The organism is Variovorax sp. PvP013, assembly GCF_050435945.1.
Classification (GTDB): domain Bacteria; phylum Pseudomonadota; class Gammaproteobacteria; order Burkholderiales; family Burkholderiaceae_C; genus Variovorax.
Map to the genome: position 1 here is coordinate 131,944 of NZ_JBNDLF010000002.1, position 16,919 is coordinate 148,862.

Genomic DNA, 16,919 nt, shown 5'->3' on the forward strand with positions numbered 1-16,919 from the left:
GTGTCCCGGGCGTCGTCAGCCGACCCGACCCACCGCGTCGGGCGCTGACATCTGCTCGTGCACGATCCGCCCGCCCACCAGGGTGGCCCGGGCCGCGCCGCGCAGGGCGTAGCCGCTGAACGGCGTGCTCTTGCCCTGGCTGCGCAGTGCCTCGGACAGGACCTGCCATTCGAGCGTCGGGTCGATGACGCACAGGTCCGCCCAGCCGCCCTCGACGAGCCGTCCCGCGCCTGCCGCTTCCGGTGCGGTGAGGATGCGCGCGGGCGCGGCCGTGACGGCCTCCAGCGCGCGCGTCAGACCGGCACCGCTCTCCTCGCCCCACTTGAGCGCCAGCGGCAGCAGCAGTTCGAGCCCGGTGGCGCCGGGTTCGCTCTCGGCGAACGGAAGCGTCTTGGCGTCGGCGTCGACCGGGGTGTGGTCGGAGACCAGCGCGTCGATGGTGCCGTCGGCCAGCGCGGCGGAGAGGGCGTCGCGGTCGCGCTGCTGGCGCAGGGGCGGATTCAGGCGCGCGCGCGGGTCGAAGTAGCCGATGTCGGCATCGGTCAGGTGGAGCGAATTGATGCTGACGTCGCAGGTCACCGGCAGGCCCTCGGCCTTGGCCGCGCGCACCAGGGCCACGCCGGCCGCGCTGGAGAGCCGGCACAGGTGGACGCGGGCGCCGGTGCCCTTGACCAGTTCGAAGATGGTGAACAGCGCGATGGTCTCGGCCGCCACCGGCACGCCGGCCAGGCCCAGCCGCGTCGCCAGCGCACCGCTGGCCGCCACGCCCTTGCCGAGGTCGCGGTCCTGCGGCCGCAGCCAGACCGTGTAGCCGAAGGTGCTGGCGTACGACAGCGCGCGCTGCAGCACCTGGGTGCTGCCCAGCGGCACGTCGGCCTGGCTGAAGCCGACGCAGCCGGCCTCGGTGAGCGCGACCATCTCGGTGAGCACTTCGCCCGCGAGTCCGCGCGTGACCGCGCCGAGCGGGAAGAGCCGCGCGCGCCGCAGCTTGCGGGCGCGGTAGTGCAGCATCTCGACCAGGCCCGGCTCGTCGAGCACGGGATCGGTGTCGGGCGGGCAGACCAGGCTGGTCACGCCACCGGCCACCGCCGCGGCGAGTTCGCTCTCCAGCATGCCCTCGTGCTCGTGGCCGGGCTCGCGCAGCCGCGCGGCCAGGTCGACCAGGCCCGGGGCGACGATGCAGCCCGTCGCGTCGAGCCGGCGCTCGGCCTGGAAGCCGGCCGGCGCCGCGCCGATCGACACGATCTTGCCGCCCGCGATGGCGACGTCGGCGGACTGGTCGAAGCCCGAATGCGGGTCGACCACCCGACCGTTGGTGATGAGGATGTTCATGGCGATGCGTCCGTCAGCGCGACCGATGCCACGCAAGGAAGTTTTCTGGGAATGCCACCGAACCGGCTCCGCCGGGCGGCAGGCATTGCCCCCGGGAGGGGGTCGGCGGAGCGACACGAAGTGCGCGAAGACGGGGGGCGAGCCACATTCCTATGCTTCGTTACCCGCCACGATGCTCATGACGGCCATGCGGACCGCGATGCCGAAGGTGACCTGCGGCAGGATCACGCTCTGCGCGCCGTCGACCACGGCCGAGTCGATCTCGACGCCGCGGTTGATCGGTCCCGGGTGCATCACGATGCAGTCGGACTTGGCCAGTTGGAGCTTCTCCGGCGTCAGGCCGTAGGTCTTGAAGAATTCCTGGCTGGAGGGCAGCAGCGCCCCGCTCATGCGCTCGTTCTGCAGGCGCAGCATGATGATCACGTCGCAGTCGCGGATGCCCTCCTCCAGCGTGTGGCACACGCGCACGCCCATGCCGGCCATGTCGCCGGGCACCAGGGTGCGGGGGCCGACCACCCGCACCTCGGCGCAACCGAGCGTGGTGAGCGCGTGGATGTCCGAGCGCGCCACGCGCGAGTGCAGCACGTCGCCGACGATGGCCACCGTCAGGTTCGCGAAATCCTTCTTGTAGTGGCGGATCGTGAACATGTCGAGCAGCCCCTGCGTGGGGTGCGCGTGTCGGCCGTCGCCGGCATTGACCACGTGCACGTGCGGCGCGACGTGCTGCGCGATCAGATAGGGTGCGCCCGACTCGCCGTGGCGCACGACGAAGATGTCGGCCGCCATCGCCGAGAGGTTGGCGATGGTGTCGAGCAGCGACTCGCCCTTGCTCGCCGAGGAGCGCGCGATGTCGAGGTTGAAGACGTCGGCCGACAGGCGCTTGGCGGCGATCTCGAAGGTGGTGCGGGTGCGCGTCGAGTTCTCGAAGAACAGGTTGAAGACGCTCTTGCCGCGCAGCAGCGGCACCTTCTTGACCTCGCGGTCGCTCACGCTGGTGAAGTTGGCGGCGGTGTCGAGGATGTGCGTGAGGATACCCTTGGGCAGGCCCTCGATCGACAGCAGGTGGACCAGCTCGCCGTGCTTGTTGAGCTGCGGATTGCGCTTGTAAAGCATCAGGCGCTGGCCTCCACCTGCAGGCTGAACGAACCCTGGGCGTCGCGCGCCAGGGCCAGCGACTGCGTCCCGGGCAGCGCGAGCCGCGCGGCCGCGAAATCCGCCGCCACGGGCAGCTCGCGCCCGCCCCGGTCGACCAGCACGGCCAGGCGCACGCGCGCCGGCCGGCCGAAGTCGAACAGCTCGTTGAGCACGGCGCGGATGGTGCGGCCGGTGTAGAGCACGTCGTCGAGCAGCAGCACGTCGGCGCCGTTGACGTCGAAGGGCAGCGCGGTCTGGGCGCTGCTGGAGAGGCCGCGGCGCGCGAAGTCGTCGCGGTGCATGGCCGAGGAGATGACGCCGGCCGTGCCGGCCAGGCCGAGGTCGCGCTGCAGTCGCTCGACCAGCCAGACGCCGCCGGAGGCGATGCCCACCAGGCGCGTGTCGGCGCTCACCAGCGCCTGCACGCCGCGCAGCAGGTCGCCATAGAGCGCCTCGGCGTCGGGAACGGGATTCGTTGCACTCAAGAAAGGCTCCTCAAAAATTGCTCCAGGATGATGCAGGCCGAAGCGGCATCGGCATCGCGCGCGCCGGAGGCCAGGGCCTCGGTCGTGCTGTAGCGCTCGTCGACCTCGTGGACCGGCAGGCCGAAGCGCCCGCGCAGCTGGCGCGCGAAGCGACGCGCCCTGGCCGTGTTCTCGTGGCTCGCGCCGTCGGGATGAAACGGCACGCCGATCACCAGCGCGTCGGGCTGCCATTCCTTGATGCGCGCGGCGATCGGGGCGAAGCGCGCGTCGCCCTCGGCGCGGATCGTGGCCTGCGGCGTGGCGGTGCCCAGCAGGCGGTTGCCGATGGCCACGCCGGTGCGCTTCTGACCGTAGTCGAAGGCGAGGAAGGTCTGGCCGTGGACCGCGACGGGCACGGACGTGGCAGGGTCGGCGGTCGTCGTCGGAGGGCTTCCGCCCTCGGCCTCACGCATGGCCGGCATCGGGCGAGAGCGTCCAGGCCTCCAGGCCGAGCAACAGCAACGCGCGGTCGTAGCGCTCGGCGACGGGAGTGTCGAAGATCACGGCCGGATCGGCGCCGACGGTGAGCCAGCTGTTCTCGGCCAGTTCGGATTCGAGCTGGCCCTCGCCCCAGGCCGAATAACCCAGCGAGACCAGCACCCGGCGCGGACCGGCGCCGGTGGCCATGGCCTCGAGCACGTCCTTGGAGGTGGTCATCTCCAGGCCGCCGGGAATCGTCATGGTGGAGGCGTAGACCGACTCCTCGGGCCGGTCGGCGGCGGCGAAGACCGGCTCGTGCAGCACGAAGCCACGTTCGGTCTGCACCGGGCCGCCCTGGAAGACGGGCGCGGCGCCGAGTTCGGGCCGCGCGAGGTGGAGTTCGATCTTGTCGAACAGCGCCTGCAGGTTGATGTCGCTGGGCTTGTTGATCACCAGGCCGAGCGCGCCGCGCTCGCTGTGCTCGCAGAGGTAGACGACGCTGCGGCTGAAGGCCTGATCCTCCATCCCCGGCATCGCGATCAGGAAATGATGCGTGAGGTTCATGCGGGCAGAATCGGAAGCCATATGCCTCCGATTTTACCGGCCGTCGACAAGACCTATCCCAAGGGACTCCTCTGGCTGCGCCGCGACCTGCGCGTGGACGACAACGCCGCGCTCTGGATGGCCCTGCGCCATTGCCGCGAAGTGCTGTGCGTCTTCGTGTTCGATCGCGCCATCCTCGACGACTTGCCGCGCGCCGACCGGCGCGTCGAGTTCATCCGCGAATCGCTCGTCGAGCTTGAGGCCGACCTGCGCGCGCTCGGCGGCGGGCTGATCGTGCGCCACGCCGTCGCCGAGGAGGAGGTTCCGGCCCTGGCCGCCGCCCTGGGCGTGCAGGCGGTCTACGCCAACCGCGACCACGAGCCCGCCGCCATCGCGCGCGACGCCCGGGTGCTCGGCGCGCTCGCCAACGCGGGCATCGCCTTCCACACCGCCAAGGACCAGACGATCTTCGAGCGCGACGAGGTGCGGACCAAGGCCGGCCAGCCCTACGCCGTGTTCACGCCTTACAAGCGCGCCTGGCTGGCCAGGCTCGACGACTATCACCTCAAGGCCTACCCCTCGCGCGGTCATGCCGACGCGCTGGTGCCGCCATCGGAGGCTTACCGGACCCCCGTGCCGTCGCTGGCCGACCTCGGCTTCGAGCCCACCAACCTGCGGGCACTGGAGATCCCCACCGGCACCCAGGGCGGCGCGGCGCTGTTCGAGGACTTCTTCGGCCGCATCGACCACTACGACACCGCGCGCGACTTCCCGGCGGTGCGCGGGCCGAGCTATTTGAGCGTGCATCTGCGCTTCGGCACGGTGTCGATCCGCCAGCTCGCCGGCGTCGCCCACCGGCTCTCGCTGCAGGGCAACGCCGGCGCGGCGGTCTGGCTGAGCGAGCTGATCTGGCGCGACTTCTATTCCCAGGTGCTCGCGCACCATCCCCGCGTCGCCGAGGGCAAGAGCTTCAAGCCCGAGTACGACCGCATCGTCTGGCACCACGGCAAGCAGGCCGACGCCCTGTTCGCCGCCTGGTGCGAGGGCCGCACCGGCTACCCGCTGGTCGACGCGGCGATGGCCCAGATCAACCAGACCGGCTACATGCACAACCGCCTGCGCATGGTGGTGGCCTGCTTCCTGTGCAAGGACCTGGGAATCGACTGGCGGCGCGGCGAGGCGTACTTCGCCCTGCACCTCAACGACTACGAGCTAGCGTCCAACAACGGCGGCTGGCAATGGGCGAGCTCGAGCGGCTGCGACGCCCAGCCCTACTTCCGCATCTTCAATCCCGTCTCGCAGAGCAAGCGTTTCGACCCCGAGGGCAAGTTCATCCGCCGCTACCTGCCGCAGCTCGCGAAGCTCTCCAACGCCATGATCCACGCGCCCTGGGCGGCGAGCCCGGTCGAACTCGAGGCCGCCGGCCTGAAGCTGGGTCAGGACTACCCCCGGCCGGTCGTCGACCACGCCGAAGCGCGCGACCGCACGCTGCAGCGCTACGGCGCCGTGCGCGCGCCGGCCGTCGACGGTCAGGCGAAGAAGCGCTGAAGGACGCGTGGTCGGCTCTCCCGGAGCGTGTGTTAACTTAGATCGGATACCTCCGCCCGGCCGGCAACGGGGTGGGGAAGCGTTCACACGCGCCCGATGCCGCGTTTACAGCCGCGCGGCGATCGACGATGATCGTAACAACTTGTTCGGAATCGAAAGATTCTTCAACTCCTTTTCCCATCGATGGCCACTGCCGAACCTCACGCCAAGGACAGTCCGCCCGTCGCCCTCCCCGGCCTCGCGCGCGCGCTGATCTCGGCGGGCAAACTCGAAGGACGGGCCGCCGAGGACATCTACCGCCGCTCGCTGGCCAGCCGGACGAGCTTCATCGCCGAACTCACGGGCACCGGCGCCGTCTCGGCCTCCGACCTCGCGCACACGCTGTCGAGCGCCTTCGGGGCGCCGCTGCTCGACCTCGACGCCATCGATCCGCAGCGCCTGCCCAAGGACCTGCTCGACGCCAAGCTCTGCCAGGCCTACCGCATCGTCGTCCTGAGCAAGCGCAACAACCGCCTGATCGTCGCCACGGCCGATCCGTCCGACCAGCAGGCCGCGGAGAAGATCAAGTTCGCCTCGCAGATGGGTGTCGACTGGGTCATCGCCGAGTACGACAAGCTCTCCCGCCTCATCGAGGCGACGGCCGCCTCGGCCGCCGAGATGATGGAGACCATCGTCGGTTTCGAATTCGAAGCCGGCGACTTCGGCCTCGACGTGCCGATCGAGGCGCCCGAGCAGAACACCTTCGAGGTCGAGGACGCGCCGGTGGTGCGCTTCCTGCACCGCATGCTGCTCGACGCCTTCGCGATGCGGGCCTCCGACATCCATTTCGAGCCCTACGAGCACCAGTACCGGGTGCGGTTCCGCATCGACGGCGAACTGCGCGAGATCGCCAGCCCGCCCCCGGCCATCAAGGACCGGCTGGCCTCGCGCATCAAGGTCATCTCGCGGCTGGACATCTCCGAGAAGCGCGTCCCGCAGGACGGACGCATGAAGCTCAAGCTCGGCCCCGAGCGCGTGATCGACTTCCGCGTCAGCACGCTGCCCACGCTGTTCGGCGAGAAGATCGTCATCCGGATCCTGGATCCGAACAGCGCGCGCCTGGGCATCGACGCACTGGGCTACGACGCCGACGAGAAGGAGCGCCTGCTCACGGCCATCGGCCGGCCCTACGGCATGGTGCTGGTCACCGGGCCGACGGGCTCGGGTAAGACGGTGTCGCTCTACACCTGCCTGAACCTGCTCAACAAGCCGGGCGTGAACATCGCCACGGCCGAGGACCCGTCGGAAATCAACCTGCCGGGCGTCAACCAGGTCAACGTCAACGAGAAGGCCGGCCTCACCTTCGCGACCGCGCTGCGCGCCTTCCTGCGGCAGGACCCGGACATCATCATGGTCGGCGAGATCCGCGACCTGGAGACCGCCGACATCTCCATCAAGGCGGCCCAGACCGGGCACCTGGTGCTGTCGACCCTGCACACCAACGACGCGCCGACCACGCTCACGCGCATGCGCAACATGGGCATCGCGCCCTTCAACATCGCCTCCAGCGTCATCCTCATCACCGCGCAGCGGCTCGCGCGGCGGCTGTGCATGGTCTGCCGCGAGCCGGTGGACGTGCCGCGCAAGGCGCTGGTGGAGGCGGGCTTCAAGGCCGAGCAGCTCGACGGCGCGTGGAAGCCCTACCGGGCGGTCGGCTGCCCGTCGTGCAACAGCGGCTACAAGGGGCGTGTCGGCATCTACCAGGTCATGCCGATCTCCGAGGAGATCCAGGAGATCATCCTGCGCGACGGCAGCGCGCTCGACATCGCACGCCAGGCCGAGGCCGACGGCGTGCGCTCTTTGCGCCAGTCCGGCCTGCACAAGGTGATGCAGGGCCTGACGTCGCTGGAAGAAGTCCTGGCCGTGACCAACGAGTAGCGCCACCCGCCGGCCCACCCCCGGCCCGTAGCGACGCGACGAACCGAGCATCTCCCCAACGGAAGCGAACCACCCATGGCAACGGCAGCATCCAACCGCACCCCCCACAAGGAATTCATCTTCGAGTGGGAAGGCAAGGACCGCAACGGCAAGCAAGTGCGCGGCGAACTGCGCGCGGCCGGCGCCAACCAGGCCCAGGCCACGCTGCGCCGCCAGGGCGTGCTCGTCGTCAAGATCAAGAAGCGCCGCGCGCGCTCGGGCAAGGCGATCAAGCCCAAGGACATCGCCATCTTCACGCGCCAGCTCGCCACCATGATGAAGGCCGGCGTGCCGCTGCTGCAGGCCTTCGACATCGTGGGCCGCGGCAACGCCAACGCCAGCGTCGCCAAGCTGCTGGGCGACATCCGCGCCGACGTCGAGACCGGCTCCTCGCTCTCGACGGCGTTTCGCAAGTTCCCGCGCTACTTCGACACCCTCTACTGCAACCTGGTCGAGGCCGGCGAGGCCGCGGGCATCCTGGAGGAACTGCTCGACCGCCTGGCGACCTACATGGAGAAGACCGAGGCCATCAAGTCGAAGATCAAGTCGGCCCTGATGTACCCGATCTCGGTGGTCGTCGTGGCCTTCGTCGTCGTCGCGGTCATCATGATCTTCGTGATCCCGGCGTTCAAGGAGGTGTTCACCTCCTTCGGCGCCGACCTGCCCGCGCCGACGCTGATCGTGATGGGCATGAGCGAATACTTCGTCTCCTACTGGTGGCTGATCTTCGGCACGCTGGGCGGCGGCATCTACTTCTTCATGCAGGCCTGGAAGCGCAACGAGCGCTTCCAGAAGGTGATGGACCGGCTGCTGCTGCGCCTGCCGGTGTTCGGCGCGCTGATCGACAAGTCGTGCGTGGCCCGCTGGACGCGCACGCTCGCGACGATGTTCGCCGCCGGCGTGCCGCTGGTCGAGGCGCTCGACTCGGTCGGCGGCGCCTCGGGCAATTCGGTCTATGCCGACGCGACGGTGAAGATCCAGCAGGAGGTCTCCACCGGCACCAGCCTCACGGCGGCCATGACCAACGCCGACGTGTTTCCCTCGATGGTGCTGCAGATGACCGCCATCGGCGAGGAGTCGGGCTCGATCGACCACATGCTGGGCAAGGCCGCCGATTTCTACGAATCCGAGGTCGACGACATGGTGGCCGGGCTCTCCAGCCTGATGGAGCCCATCATCATCGTCTTCCTGGGCGTGCTGATCGGCGGCATCGTGGTGTCGATGTACCTGCCGATCTTCAAGCTCGGCCAGGTCGTCTGAGGCCCGCGCGCCGCGATCGACCGAAGACCCCAGACATAGGACATCGAAGAAGCGACATGGACATGGTTGGATTCGCCGGGCTGTCCCGGGGCGAGATCGCGCTGCTGGCCGGCGTGTTCGGCCTGCTGGTGGGCAGCTTTCTCAATGTGGTGATCCATCGCCTGCCGAAGATGATGGAGCGCCAGTGGGCCGCCGAGTGCGCGGGCCAGGAGGACCACCGCGAGACCGACGGCCCCGCCCCCGGTGCGGCGTCCGCCACCGTCGCGCCCTACAACCTGATGGTGCCGCGCTCGGCCTGCCCGGCCTGCGGCCACGCGATCCGCTGGTACGAGAACCTGCCGGTGGTCAGCTACCTCGCCCTGCGCGGCCGCTGCGCGGGCTGTGGCGCGCGCATCGCCCTGCGCTATCCGCTGGTCGAGATCGCCACCGCCGGGCTCTTCGCCTGGTGCGCCTGGCACGGGCACGCACCGGGCCAGGGACCGTGGGCGACGCTGGCCTGGTGCGGCTTCTCGGCCGCGCTGCTGGCGCTGGCGCTGATCGACTGGGACACCACGCTGCTGCCCGACGACATCACCCTGCCGCTGCTGTGGGCCGGCCTGCTCGCCGCGATCTTCGGCCTGACCGGCGTCGCGCTCGTCGACGCGGTGTGGGGCGCGGTGGCCGGCTACCTCTCGCTGTGGTCGGTGTACTGGCTGTTCAAGCTGGCGACCGGCAAGGAAGGCATGGGCTACGGCGACTTCAAGCTGTTCGCCGCCTTCGGCGCCTGGTTCGGCTGGCAGGCGCTGGTGCCGATCATCCTGATGGCCTCGGTCATCGGCGTGATCGTCGGCGTGGCCCTGAAGCTCAACCACAACCTGCGCGAAGGCGGCTACGTGCCCTTCGGTCCGTTCCTCGCCGGTGCCGGCTTCACCGCGATGGTGGTCGGCCCGGCGCAGATGCTGCGCGCGGTGGGCCTGTGAGCGCGCCGACGCCGAGGGCCCTGCGCATCGGGCTGACCGGCGGCATCGGCAGCGGCAAGAGCACCGTCGCGGGACTGCTGGTCGCGCGCGGCGCGGGTCTCGTCGACACCGATGCCATCGCGCGCGCGCTCACGCTGCCCGGAGGCGCCGCGATGCCGGTCATCGAGGCCGCCTTCGGGCCCTCCGTGATCACACCGGACGGCGCCCTCGACCGCGCGCGCATGCGCGACCTCGTCTTCCACGACGCGGCGGCGAAGCGTCGGCTCGAAGCCATCCTGCATCCCATGATCGGTGCCGAGTGCGAAAGCCGCGCGTGGGCCGTCGCCGGACGTCCGGCCATCGTCTTCGACGTGCCGCTGCTGGTCGAGTCGGGACGCTGGCGCGCGCGCGTCGACCGCGTCCTGGTGGTCGACGCGACCGAGGCCACGCAGCGCCGGCGCGTCGTCGCGCGTTCGGGCTGGGCGCCGGCGGCGGTGGATGCCGTCATCGCGCAGCAGGCCACGCGCGCCGCGCGCCGGCGCGCGGCCGACGCGGTCGTCTTCAACGACGGACTGACGCTCGATGCGCTCGGTCATCAGATCGAGGTCCTTTGGCAGCGCTGGGTGCCGGGCTATGATGGACCGAGAAACTGATACTAAAGCGTGATCCTGTACGAGTACCCCTTCAACGAGCGCATCCGGACCTACCTGCGACTGGAGCACCTGTTCCGCCGCCTGGGCGAATTGGTGCCGGCCGAATCGGCCCTCTCGCACCACTATGCGCTCATGACCATCTTCGAGGTCATGGACGTCGCCGCGCGGGCCGACCTGAAGGCCGACATCCTGCGCGACCTCGAACGCCACAAGAGCGTCTTCAACGCCTACCGAGGCAACCCGGCGATCTCCGAGACGGCGCTCGACCAGATCGTGAACCAGATCGAGCACAACTTCGCCGCCATCCACGCGCTCAACGGACGTGCCGGCCAGGCGCTGACCGAGAACGAATGGCTCATGGGCGTGCGCAGCCGCGCGAGCATTCCCGGTGGCACCTGCGAGTTCGACCTGCCGGCCTATCACGCTTGGCAGCACCGCCCGGCGACCGCACGACGCGCCGACCTCGAGCGCTGGCTGGGCGCGCTGACCCCGTTGATCGAATCGGTGTTCCTGCTGCTCAAGCTGATGCGCGACGCCGACGTGCCCTACAAGGTCATCGCGGCGGGCGGGCAGTTCCAGCAGAACCTGCCGCAGGGCCGTACGTTCCAGCTCCTGCGGTTGCGCATCGATCCTCGCCTGCGCGCCGTGCCCGAGATCAGCGGCAACCGCCTGATCGTGCTGGTGCGCCTGATGCGCCACGGCCCGGACGACCGGCTGCACGCCATCGACGACGACGTTCCCTTCGAACTCACCCTGTGCGCATGATCAGCGGCAAGAAGACGACCCCCGACGGCGAACGCATCGTCCGCTGTCCGGCCTGCGGGCAGGACAGCGTCTATGCGCCGAGCAATCCCTACCGACCGTTCTGCAGCGCGCGCTGCAAGGGCATCGACCTGGGCGCCTGGGCGAGCGAGGAGTTCCGCATGCCCGCGGACGCGCCGCCGGACGACGAGCCTTTCGGCGATCCGCGCCAGCGTCAGATCTGACGGGATCCCCGGCCGGAAGGGTCGGTCCGGACTCAGTCGAGCGTCGTCGACACGCCCGGGCCCAGGATCTCGGTCACGCCGCGCTCCTCGGCCAGCCAGCCCAGGACCGGCAGCGCGCCCGGCAGCACCGGCGTCACGTCCAGCGGCAACTGCTGCCAGCGCATGGCCTGGCCCTCGCGCATCTCGAAATCGCCCTGCCAGCGAGCGACCTTGCACCAGTGCAGCCGCACCAGCGCGTGCGGGTAGTCGTGCTCGGTGACGCGCCAGACCTCGGCCGCGTCGATCGTAATGCCGAGTTCTTCGTGGAGCTCGCGCCGCAGGGCCTGCTCGACCGTCTCGCCGACCTCGATCTTGCCGCCGGGAAACTCCCAGAAGCCGGCGTAGGGCTTGCCCGCCGGCCGCGTCGACAGCAGCAGCGCGTCGTCCCCGGGACGGATCAGGATGCCGACCGCGACCTCGGTGTGCTTGCGCTCCGACGGCGTCGCGGGAAGCCCGGGCGTCGCCGTCGTCATGGCGACGCGGCGTCCGTCCCGCCGGCCGCGCGCCCGGCGAAATCGCGGGCGAACTGGTAGGCCACGCGGCCGCTGCGCGAGCCCCGCTCCAACGCCCACACGAGCGCCCCGGGCCGGGCGGCCTCGATGGCTGCGGGCTCGACGCCGAAGGACGACAACCACTGCGCGACGATCGCGAGGTATTCGTTCTGGCTGAACGGATAGAAGCTGACCCAGAGTCCGAAGCGCTCGGACAGCGAGATCTTCTCCTCGACCACCTCGCCCGGATGGATCTCTCCCTCGTCGGTATGTTTGTAGGTCAGGTTGTCCTTCATGTACTCGGGCAGCAGGTGGCGCCGGTTGCTGGTCGCGTAGATCAGCACGTTGGGCGTCGACGCGGCCACCGAGCCGTCGAGGATCGACTTGAGCGCCTTGTAGCCGGGCTCGCCCTCGTCGAAGCTCAGGTCGTCGCTGAAGACGATGAACTTCTCGGGCCGGTTTGCCACCACCTCCACGATGTCGGGCAGGTCGGTGAGTTCGGCCTTGTCGACCTCGATGAGCCGCAGCCCCTGCGGCGCGTAGGCATGCAGGCAGGCGCGGATGAGCGAGGACTTGCCGGTGCCGCGCGCGCCCGTCAGCAGCACGTTGTTGGCCGGCCGGCCCTCGACGAACTGGCGCGTGTTGCGCTCGATCTTCTCCTTCTGGACGTCGATCTCCTTGAGCGCGTCCAGCGGCATCGGCCCCAGGTGCCGCACCGGTTCCAGCACGCCGTGGCCGGAGCTGCGGCGCCGGTAGCGCCAGGCGATCGCCGCGTTCCAGTCGGCCGGCGCCTGCAGCGGCTGCGGCAGGATCGACTCGATGCGCCCGATGAGCTGCTCGGCCCGTTCGATGAATCGTTCGAACTTGTCGTTCATGACCGGTAGTCGGCGTTGATGGTCACGTAGTCGTGGCTCAGGTCGCAGGTCCAGACGGTGTCGCTGGCCTCGCCGCGGCCGAGGCCGATGCGCACCTCGATCTCGCTCTGCTTCATCACGCGCTGACCGTCCTCCTCGCGGTAGGACGGATTGCGCCCGCCCTGGACGACCACGTGGACGTCGTCCAGGTGCAGGTCGATGCCGGTCTGGTCGAGGTCCTCGATACCGGCGTAGCCGACGGCGGCCAGGATGCGGCCGAGGTTGGGGTCGCTGGCGAAGAAGGCCGTCTTGACCAGCGGCGAATGCGCCACCGCGTAGGCCACCTGGCGGCACTCGGCGGCGTCGCGGCCGCCCTCGACGCGGATGGCGATGAACTTGGTCGCGCCCTCGCCGTCGCGCACGATGGCCTGGGCCAGCAGGCGCGAGACCTCCTGCATCGTTTCCAGCAGCAGGTGGCCGTCGGGCGTGTCGAACGAGTCGATGGGCGCGTGCGCGGCCTTCTGGGTGGCGATGACGACGAAGGAGTCGTTGGTCGAGGTGTCGCCGTCGATGGTCACGCGGTTGAAGGAGGCGTCGGCCAGGGTCCTGGTCAGCGGCTGCACCAGCGCCGGCGCGATGCGGGCGTCGGTGGCGATGAAGCCGAGCATGGTCGCCATGTTCGGGCGGATCATGCCGGCGCCCTTGCTGATGCCGGTGACGGTGACCGTGGCGCCGCCGATCGTCACCTGGCGGCTGAAGGCCTTGGGCACGGTGTCGGTGGTCATGATGCCCTCGGCCGCGCGCGCCCAGTGGTCGGGCGCGGCGTCGGCGATGGCGGCGGGCAGGCCGGCCTCGATGCGGTCGACGGGCAGCGGCTCCATGATCACGCCGGTGGAGAACGGCAGGATCTCCTCGGGCGCGATGTCGAGCTCGCGCGCCAGCGCGACGCAGCTCTGGTGCGTGCGCGCCAGCCCGTCCTCGCCGGTGCCGGCGTTGGCGTTGCCCGTGTTCACCAGCAGCGCCCGAATGCCGTAGTTCTTCGCCAGATGGTTGCGGCAGACCTGCACCGGCGCGGCGCAGAAGCGGTTCTGCGTGAAGACGCCGCCGACGGCCGCGCCCTCGTCGATCAGCACGACGGTCAGGTCCTTGCGGTTCGCCTTGCGCACGCCGGCTTCGGCGACGCCGATGCGCACGCCGGCCACGGGATGGAGTTCGGAGGGAACGGGGGCGGAGAGATGGACGGGCATGGGAGTGATGGAAAAAAGGATGTCGGAAGTATCAGGAACGGCGTGACCGCATCATGTCAGCGATCCATGACACTGCCCACCGCCCTCAGCCACAAAGACCGGCCCGACCGAATGCCAGGGATACCGGGGAACCGGCTCCGCCGGGCCCCTGGTATCGCCCCCTGCAAGGGGGTTGGCGAAGCGACACGCAGTGCGCGAAGACTGGGGGTTTACGTCAATTTTCCGTGGCACTGCTTGAACTTCAGGCCGCTGCCGCACGGACACGGATCGTTGCGGCCCACGCGCGCGAAGGCGCCGGTCGCGGCGGCCGACGCGGCCGCGGCGGTGGCCGTGCGGCGCTGGCTCTCGTCGTCGACGCGCACCTCGACCTCGCCGGTCTCGGTCGGCGCGGTGTAGGTGAGGTTGGCGATCGACTCGGCCTGGCTCTCCATCTGTTCGGCCGCCTGCTCCAGCTGGTCGCCGGACTGCACGCGCACCGTCATGAGCTGGCGCGTGACCTCGTTCTTGACCGAGTCGAGCAGCTGGCCGAAGAGCTCGAAGGCCTCGCGCTTGTACTCCTGCTTGGGCTGCTTCTGCGCATAGCCGCGCAGGTGGATGCCCTGGCGCAGGTAGTCGAGCGAGGCGAGATGCTCGCGCCAGTGGGTGTCGATGCTCTGCAGCAGCACCATGCGCTCGAACTGGGTGAAGTTCTCCTTGCCGATCAATGCCAGCTTGGCGTCGAACTCGGCGTGGGCGGCCTTGACGATGCGCTCCAGCAGGTCCTCGTCGGACATGGCCGTCGCGGACTCGACTTCCTGGCGCAGGGGCAGTTCCAGACCCCATTCGGCGGCCAGCGCCTTCTCCAGGCCGGCCAGGTCCCACTGCTCCTCGACCGACTCGGCCGGCACGTACTGGCGCACCAGGTCGGTGAAGCAGCCTTCGCGCAGGCCCGCGATCTGCGCCGTGAGGTCGGCGGCGTCGAGGATGTCGTTGCGCTGCTGGTAGATCACCTTGCGCTGGTCGTTGGAGACGTCGTCGTACTCGAGCAGTTGCTTGCGCACGTCGAAGTTGCGCGCCTCGACCTTGCGCTGCGCGCTCTCGATGCTGCGGGTGACGATGCCCGCCTCGATGGCCTCGCCGTCGGGCATCTTGAGCCGGTCCATGATCGCCTTGACGCGGTCGCCGGCGAAGATGCGCATCAGCGGATCGTCCAGGCTCAGGTAGAAGCGCGAGGAGCCCGGATCGCCCTGGCGGCCCGAGCGTCCGCGCAGCTGGTTGTCGATGCGCCGCGACTCGTGGCGCTCGGTGGCGATGATGCGCAGGCCGCCCAGCGCCTTGATGGCCTCGTGGTCCTTGGTCCATTCGGCGCGCACGTGCGCGATGTCGGCCTGCTTCGTGGCCTCGTCGCGGCCCTCGTCGTTCTCGATCGCCTCGATCATCTTCTCGATGTTGCCGCCCAGCACGATGTCGGTGCCGCGGCCGGCCATGTTGGTCGCGATGGTGATCATCTTGGCGCGACCGGCCTGCGCCACGATGTCGGCCTCGCGGGCGTGCTGCTTGGCGTTGAGCACCTGGTGCGGCAGGCCGGCCTTCTCGAGCAGCTGGTCGATGATCTCGGAGTTCTCGATCGACGAGGTGCCCACCAGCACCGGCTGGCCGCGCTCGTGGCACTCGCGGATGTCCTGGATGGCGGCCTCGTACTTCTCGCGCGTGGTCTTGTAGACGCGGTCGAGCTGGTCCTCGCGCTTGCTGATGCGGTTGGGCGGGATGATGACCGTCTCCAAGCCGTAGATCTCCTGGAACTCGTAGGCCTCGGTGTCGGCCGTGCCGGTCATGCCGGCGAGCTTGTTGTAGAGGCGGAAGTAGTTCTGGAAGGTGATCGAGGCGAGCGTCTGGTTCTCGGCCTGGATCTCCACGCCTTCCTTGGCCTCCACGGCCTGGTGCAGGCCGTCGCTCCAACGCCGGCCGGTCATGAGGCGGCCGGTGAACTCGTCGACGATGACGACCTCGCCCTGCTGCACCACGTAGTGCTGGTCGCGGTGGTAGAGATGGCGCGCGCGCAGGGCGGCGTTGAGGTGGTGCATCAGCGTGATGTTGGCCGGGTCGTAGAGCGACGCGCCCTCGGGCAGCAGGCCGAACTCGCCCAGAACCCGCTCGGCCTTCTCGTGGCCGTCCTCGGTCAGGAAGACCTGGTGGGTCTTCTCGTCGACCGTGAAGTCGCCCGGCGTCGTGATGCCCTCGCCGGTGCGCGGGTCGGCCTCGCCCTCCTGTTTGACCAGGAGCGGGACGACCTTGTTGATCGCCAGGTACATCTCCGTATGGTCCTCGGCCTGGCCGCTGATGATCAGCGGCGTGCGCGCCTCGTCGATCAGGATCGAGTCCACCTCGTCGACGATCGCGAAGTTCAGCTTGCGCTGCACCCGGTCGTGCGACTCGTAGACCATGTTGTCGCGCAGGTAGTCGAAGCCGTACTCGTTGTTGGTGCCGTAGGTGATGTCGCTGGCGTAGGCCTGCTGCTTCTCCTCGCGCGGCATCTGCGGCAGGTTGATGCCCACCGACAGGCCCAGGAAGTTGTAGAGCCGGCCCATCCAGCGGGCGTCGCGGTTGGCGAGGTAGTCGTTGACCGTGACGACGTGGACGCCCTGGCCCGACAGCGCGTTCAGATAGACCGGCAGCGTGGCCGTCAGCGTCTTGCCCTCGCCCGTGCGCATCTCGGAGATCTTGCCGTTGTGCAGCGCCATGCCGCCGAGCAGCTGGACGTCGAAGTGGCGCATCTTCATGACGCGCTTGGAACCCTCGCGCACCGTGGCGAAGGCCTCGGGCAGCAGGTCGTCGAGCGATTCGCCCTTGGCGGCGCGGTCCTTGAACTCCTGCGTCTTGGCGCGCAGCGCGGCGTCGTCGAGCTTCTCGAACTGCGGCTCCAGGGCGTTGATGCGTTCGATGGTCTTGCGGTACTGCTTGAGAAGCCGGTCGTTGCGACTGCCGAAGAGTTGGGTCAGGAAGTTGGTGGCCATG

Annotated in this window: 16 protein-coding genes; 7 read left to right on the forward strand and 9 right to left on the reverse strand. The window is 69.4% G+C overall.

The genetic code is table 11. The features are described 5' to 3' along the window. Positions 1 to 15: 15 nt before the first annotated feature. The 5 genes from ABID77_RS08480 to ABID77_RS08500 all read right to left on the reverse strand — a co-directional run bounded on the left by ABID77_RS08480 (position 16) and on the right by ABID77_RS08500 (position 3,995). Positions 16 to 1,332, reverse strand: coding sequence for a dihydroorotase (locus ABID77_RS08480; protein ID WP_429593722.1), 1,317 nt, complete (start codon positions 1,330 to 1,332; stop codon positions 16 to 18). Positions 1,333 to 1,482: 150 nt separating this feature from the next. Then, entirely contained in the window at positions 1,483 to 2,445 is a 963-nt protein-coding gene (locus ABID77_RS08485) for an aspartate carbamoyltransferase catalytic subunit (RefSeq protein WP_429593725.1), read from the reverse strand. Beyond that, entirely contained in the window at positions 2,445 to 2,951 is a 507-nt protein-coding gene (gene pyrR / locus ABID77_RS08490; RefSeq protein WP_429593728.1) for a bifunctional pyr operon transcriptional regulator/uracil phosphoribosyltransferase PyrR, read from the reverse strand. Before pyrR ends, ABID77_RS08485 begins: the two co-directional genes overlap by 1 nt. Beyond that, positions 2,948 to 3,403: a Holliday junction resolvase RuvX gene (gene ruvX, locus ABID77_RS08495; protein ID WP_429594746.1), complete on the reverse strand. Its 456-nt coding sequence runs from the start codon at positions 3,401 to 3,403 to the stop codon at positions 2,948 to 2,950. The genes pyrR and ruvX overlap by 4 nt, the downstream gene beginning before the upstream one ends. Beyond that, positions 3,396 to 3,995 (reverse strand): YqgE/AlgH family protein, encoded by a 600-nt coding sequence (locus ABID77_RS08500; RefSeq protein WP_429593731.1) that lies wholly within the window; start codon positions 3,993 to 3,995, stop codon positions 3,396 to 3,398. The genes ruvX and ABID77_RS08500 overlap by 8 nt, the downstream gene beginning before the upstream one ends. Here ABID77_RS08500 and ABID77_RS08505 point away from each other — a divergent pair, their 5' ends adjacent. From ABID77_RS08505 to ABID77_RS08535, 7 genes are all read left to right on the forward strand, one after another. Then, positions 3,996 to 5,501 (forward strand): cryptochrome/photolyase family protein, encoded by a 1,506-nt coding sequence (locus ABID77_RS08505; RefSeq protein WP_429593734.1) that lies wholly within the window; start codon positions 3,996 to 3,998, stop codon positions 5,499 to 5,501. A 183-nt stretch (positions 5,502 to 5,684) separates the two neighbouring features. After that, positions 5,685 to 7,418 carry a type IV-A pilus assembly ATPase PilB gene (pilB, locus tag ABID77_RS08510; RefSeq protein ID WP_429593737.1) on the forward strand — a complete coding sequence of 578 codons (1,734 nt, stop codon included), beginning with the start codon at positions 5,685 to 5,687 and terminating at the stop codon, positions 7,416 to 7,418. A gap of 75 nt (positions 7,419 to 7,493) precedes the next feature. After that, entirely contained in the window at positions 7,494 to 8,717 is a 1,224-nt protein-coding gene (locus tag ABID77_RS08515; RefSeq protein ID WP_429593740.1) for a type II secretion system F family protein, read from the forward strand. A gap of 56 nt (positions 8,718 to 8,773) precedes the next feature. Further along, complete coding sequence (locus ABID77_RS08520) at positions 8,774 to 9,676, forward strand: prepilin peptidase (protein WP_429593743.1); 903 nt, start codon at positions 8,774 to 8,776, stop codon at positions 9,674 to 9,676. Beyond that, positions 9,673 to 10,308, forward strand: a complete 636-nt coding sequence (gene coaE, locus ABID77_RS08525) for a dephospho-CoA kinase (protein WP_429593746.1) — start codon at positions 9,673 to 9,675, stop codon at positions 10,306 to 10,308. Before ABID77_RS08520 ends, coaE begins: the two co-directional genes overlap by 4 nt. A gap of 9 nt (positions 10,309 to 10,317) precedes the next feature. After that, on the forward strand, positions 10,318 to 11,073 hold the full coding sequence (gene zapD / locus ABID77_RS08530) for a cell division protein ZapD (protein WP_429593748.1): 756 nt from the start codon (positions 10,318 to 10,320) through the stop codon (positions 11,071 to 11,073). Further along, a complete protein-coding gene (locus ABID77_RS08535; protein WP_429593751.1) occupies positions 11,070 to 11,294 on the forward strand; it encodes a DNA gyrase inhibitor YacG in 225 nt (74 codons plus the stop codon). Before zapD ends, ABID77_RS08535 begins: the two co-directional genes overlap by 4 nt. Before the next feature lie 32 nt (positions 11,295 to 11,326). Here the strand turns inward: ABID77_RS08535 and ABID77_RS08540 are convergent, their stop codons facing one another. The 4 genes from ABID77_RS08540 to secA form a co-directional block, all read right to left on the reverse strand. Then, the gene (locus tag ABID77_RS08540; RefSeq protein WP_429593754.1) at positions 11,327 to 11,806 is read right to left on the reverse strand and encodes an NUDIX domain-containing protein; all 480 of its coding nucleotides are present in this window, start codon (positions 11,804 to 11,806) and stop codon (positions 11,327 to 11,329) included. Continuing rightward, complete coding sequence (locus ABID77_RS08545; protein ID WP_429593757.1) at positions 11,803 to 12,699, reverse strand: ATP-binding protein; 897 nt, start codon at positions 12,697 to 12,699, stop codon at positions 11,803 to 11,805. Before ABID77_RS08545 ends, ABID77_RS08540 begins: the two co-directional genes overlap by 4 nt. Next, on the reverse strand, positions 12,696 to 13,925 hold the full coding sequence (gene argJ, locus ABID77_RS08550) for a bifunctional glutamate N-acetyltransferase/amino-acid acetyltransferase ArgJ (protein ID WP_429593760.1): 1,230 nt from the start codon (positions 13,923 to 13,925) through the stop codon (positions 12,696 to 12,698). The genes ABID77_RS08545 and argJ overlap by 4 nt, the downstream gene beginning before the upstream one ends. Before the next feature lie 209 nt (positions 13,926 to 14,134). Continuing rightward, positions 14,135 to 16,918, reverse strand: a complete 2,784-nt coding sequence (gene secA / locus ABID77_RS08555) for a preprotein translocase subunit SecA (RefSeq protein WP_429593763.1) — start codon at positions 16,916 to 16,918, stop codon at positions 14,135 to 14,137. Between the last annotated feature and the right edge of the window lies 1 nt (position 16,919).

Excerpts from the sequence above, each read along its gene's own strand:
- ABID77_RS08480 (WP_429593722.1), bottom strand. The coding sequence starts at position 1,332 with ATGAACATCCTCATCACCAACGGTCGGGTGGTCGACCCGCATTCGGGC.
- ABID77_RS08485 (WP_429593725.1), bottom strand. The coding sequence starts at position 2,445 with ATGCTTTACAAGCGCAATCCGCAGCTCAACAAGCACGGCGAGCTGGTC.
- ruvX (WP_429594746.1), bottom strand. The coding sequence starts at position 3,403 with ATGCGTGAGGCCGAGGGCGGAAGCCCTCCGACGACGACCGCCGACCCT.
- ABID77_RS08500 (WP_429593731.1), bottom strand. The coding sequence starts at position 3,995 with ATGGCTTCCGATTCTGCCCGCATGAACCTCACGCATCATTTCCTGATC.
- ABID77_RS08505 (WP_429593734.1), top strand. The coding sequence starts at position 3,996 with ATGCCTCCGATTTTACCGGCCGTCGACAAGACCTATCCCAAGGGACTC.
- pilB (WP_429593737.1), top strand. The coding sequence starts at position 5,685 with ATGGCCACTGCCGAACCTCACGCCAAGGACAGTCCGCCCGTCGCCCTC.
- ABID77_RS08515 (WP_429593740.1), top strand. The coding sequence starts at position 7,494 with ATGGCAACGGCAGCATCCAACCGCACCCCCCACAAGGAATTCATCTTC.
- ABID77_RS08520 (WP_429593743.1), top strand. The coding sequence starts at position 8,774 with ATGGACATGGTTGGATTCGCCGGGCTGTCCCGGGGCGAGATCGCGCTG.
- ABID77_RS08535 (WP_429593751.1), top strand. The coding sequence starts at position 11,070 with ATGATCAGCGGCAAGAAGACGACCCCCGACGGCGAACGCATCGTCCGC.
- ABID77_RS08540 (WP_429593754.1), bottom strand. The coding sequence starts at position 11,806 with ATGACGACGGCGACGCCCGGGCTTCCCGCGACGCCGTCGGAGCGCAAG.
- ABID77_RS08545 (WP_429593757.1), bottom strand. The coding sequence starts at position 12,699 with ATGAACGACAAGTTCGAACGATTCATCGAACGGGCCGAGCAGCTCATC.
- argJ (WP_429593760.1), bottom strand. The coding sequence starts at position 13,925 with ATGCCCGTCCATCTCTCCGCCCCCGTTCCCTCCGAACTCCATCCCGTG.
- secA (WP_429593763.1), bottom strand. The coding sequence starts at position 16,918 with ATGGCCACCAACTTCCTGACCCAACTCTTCGGCAGTCGCAACGACCGG.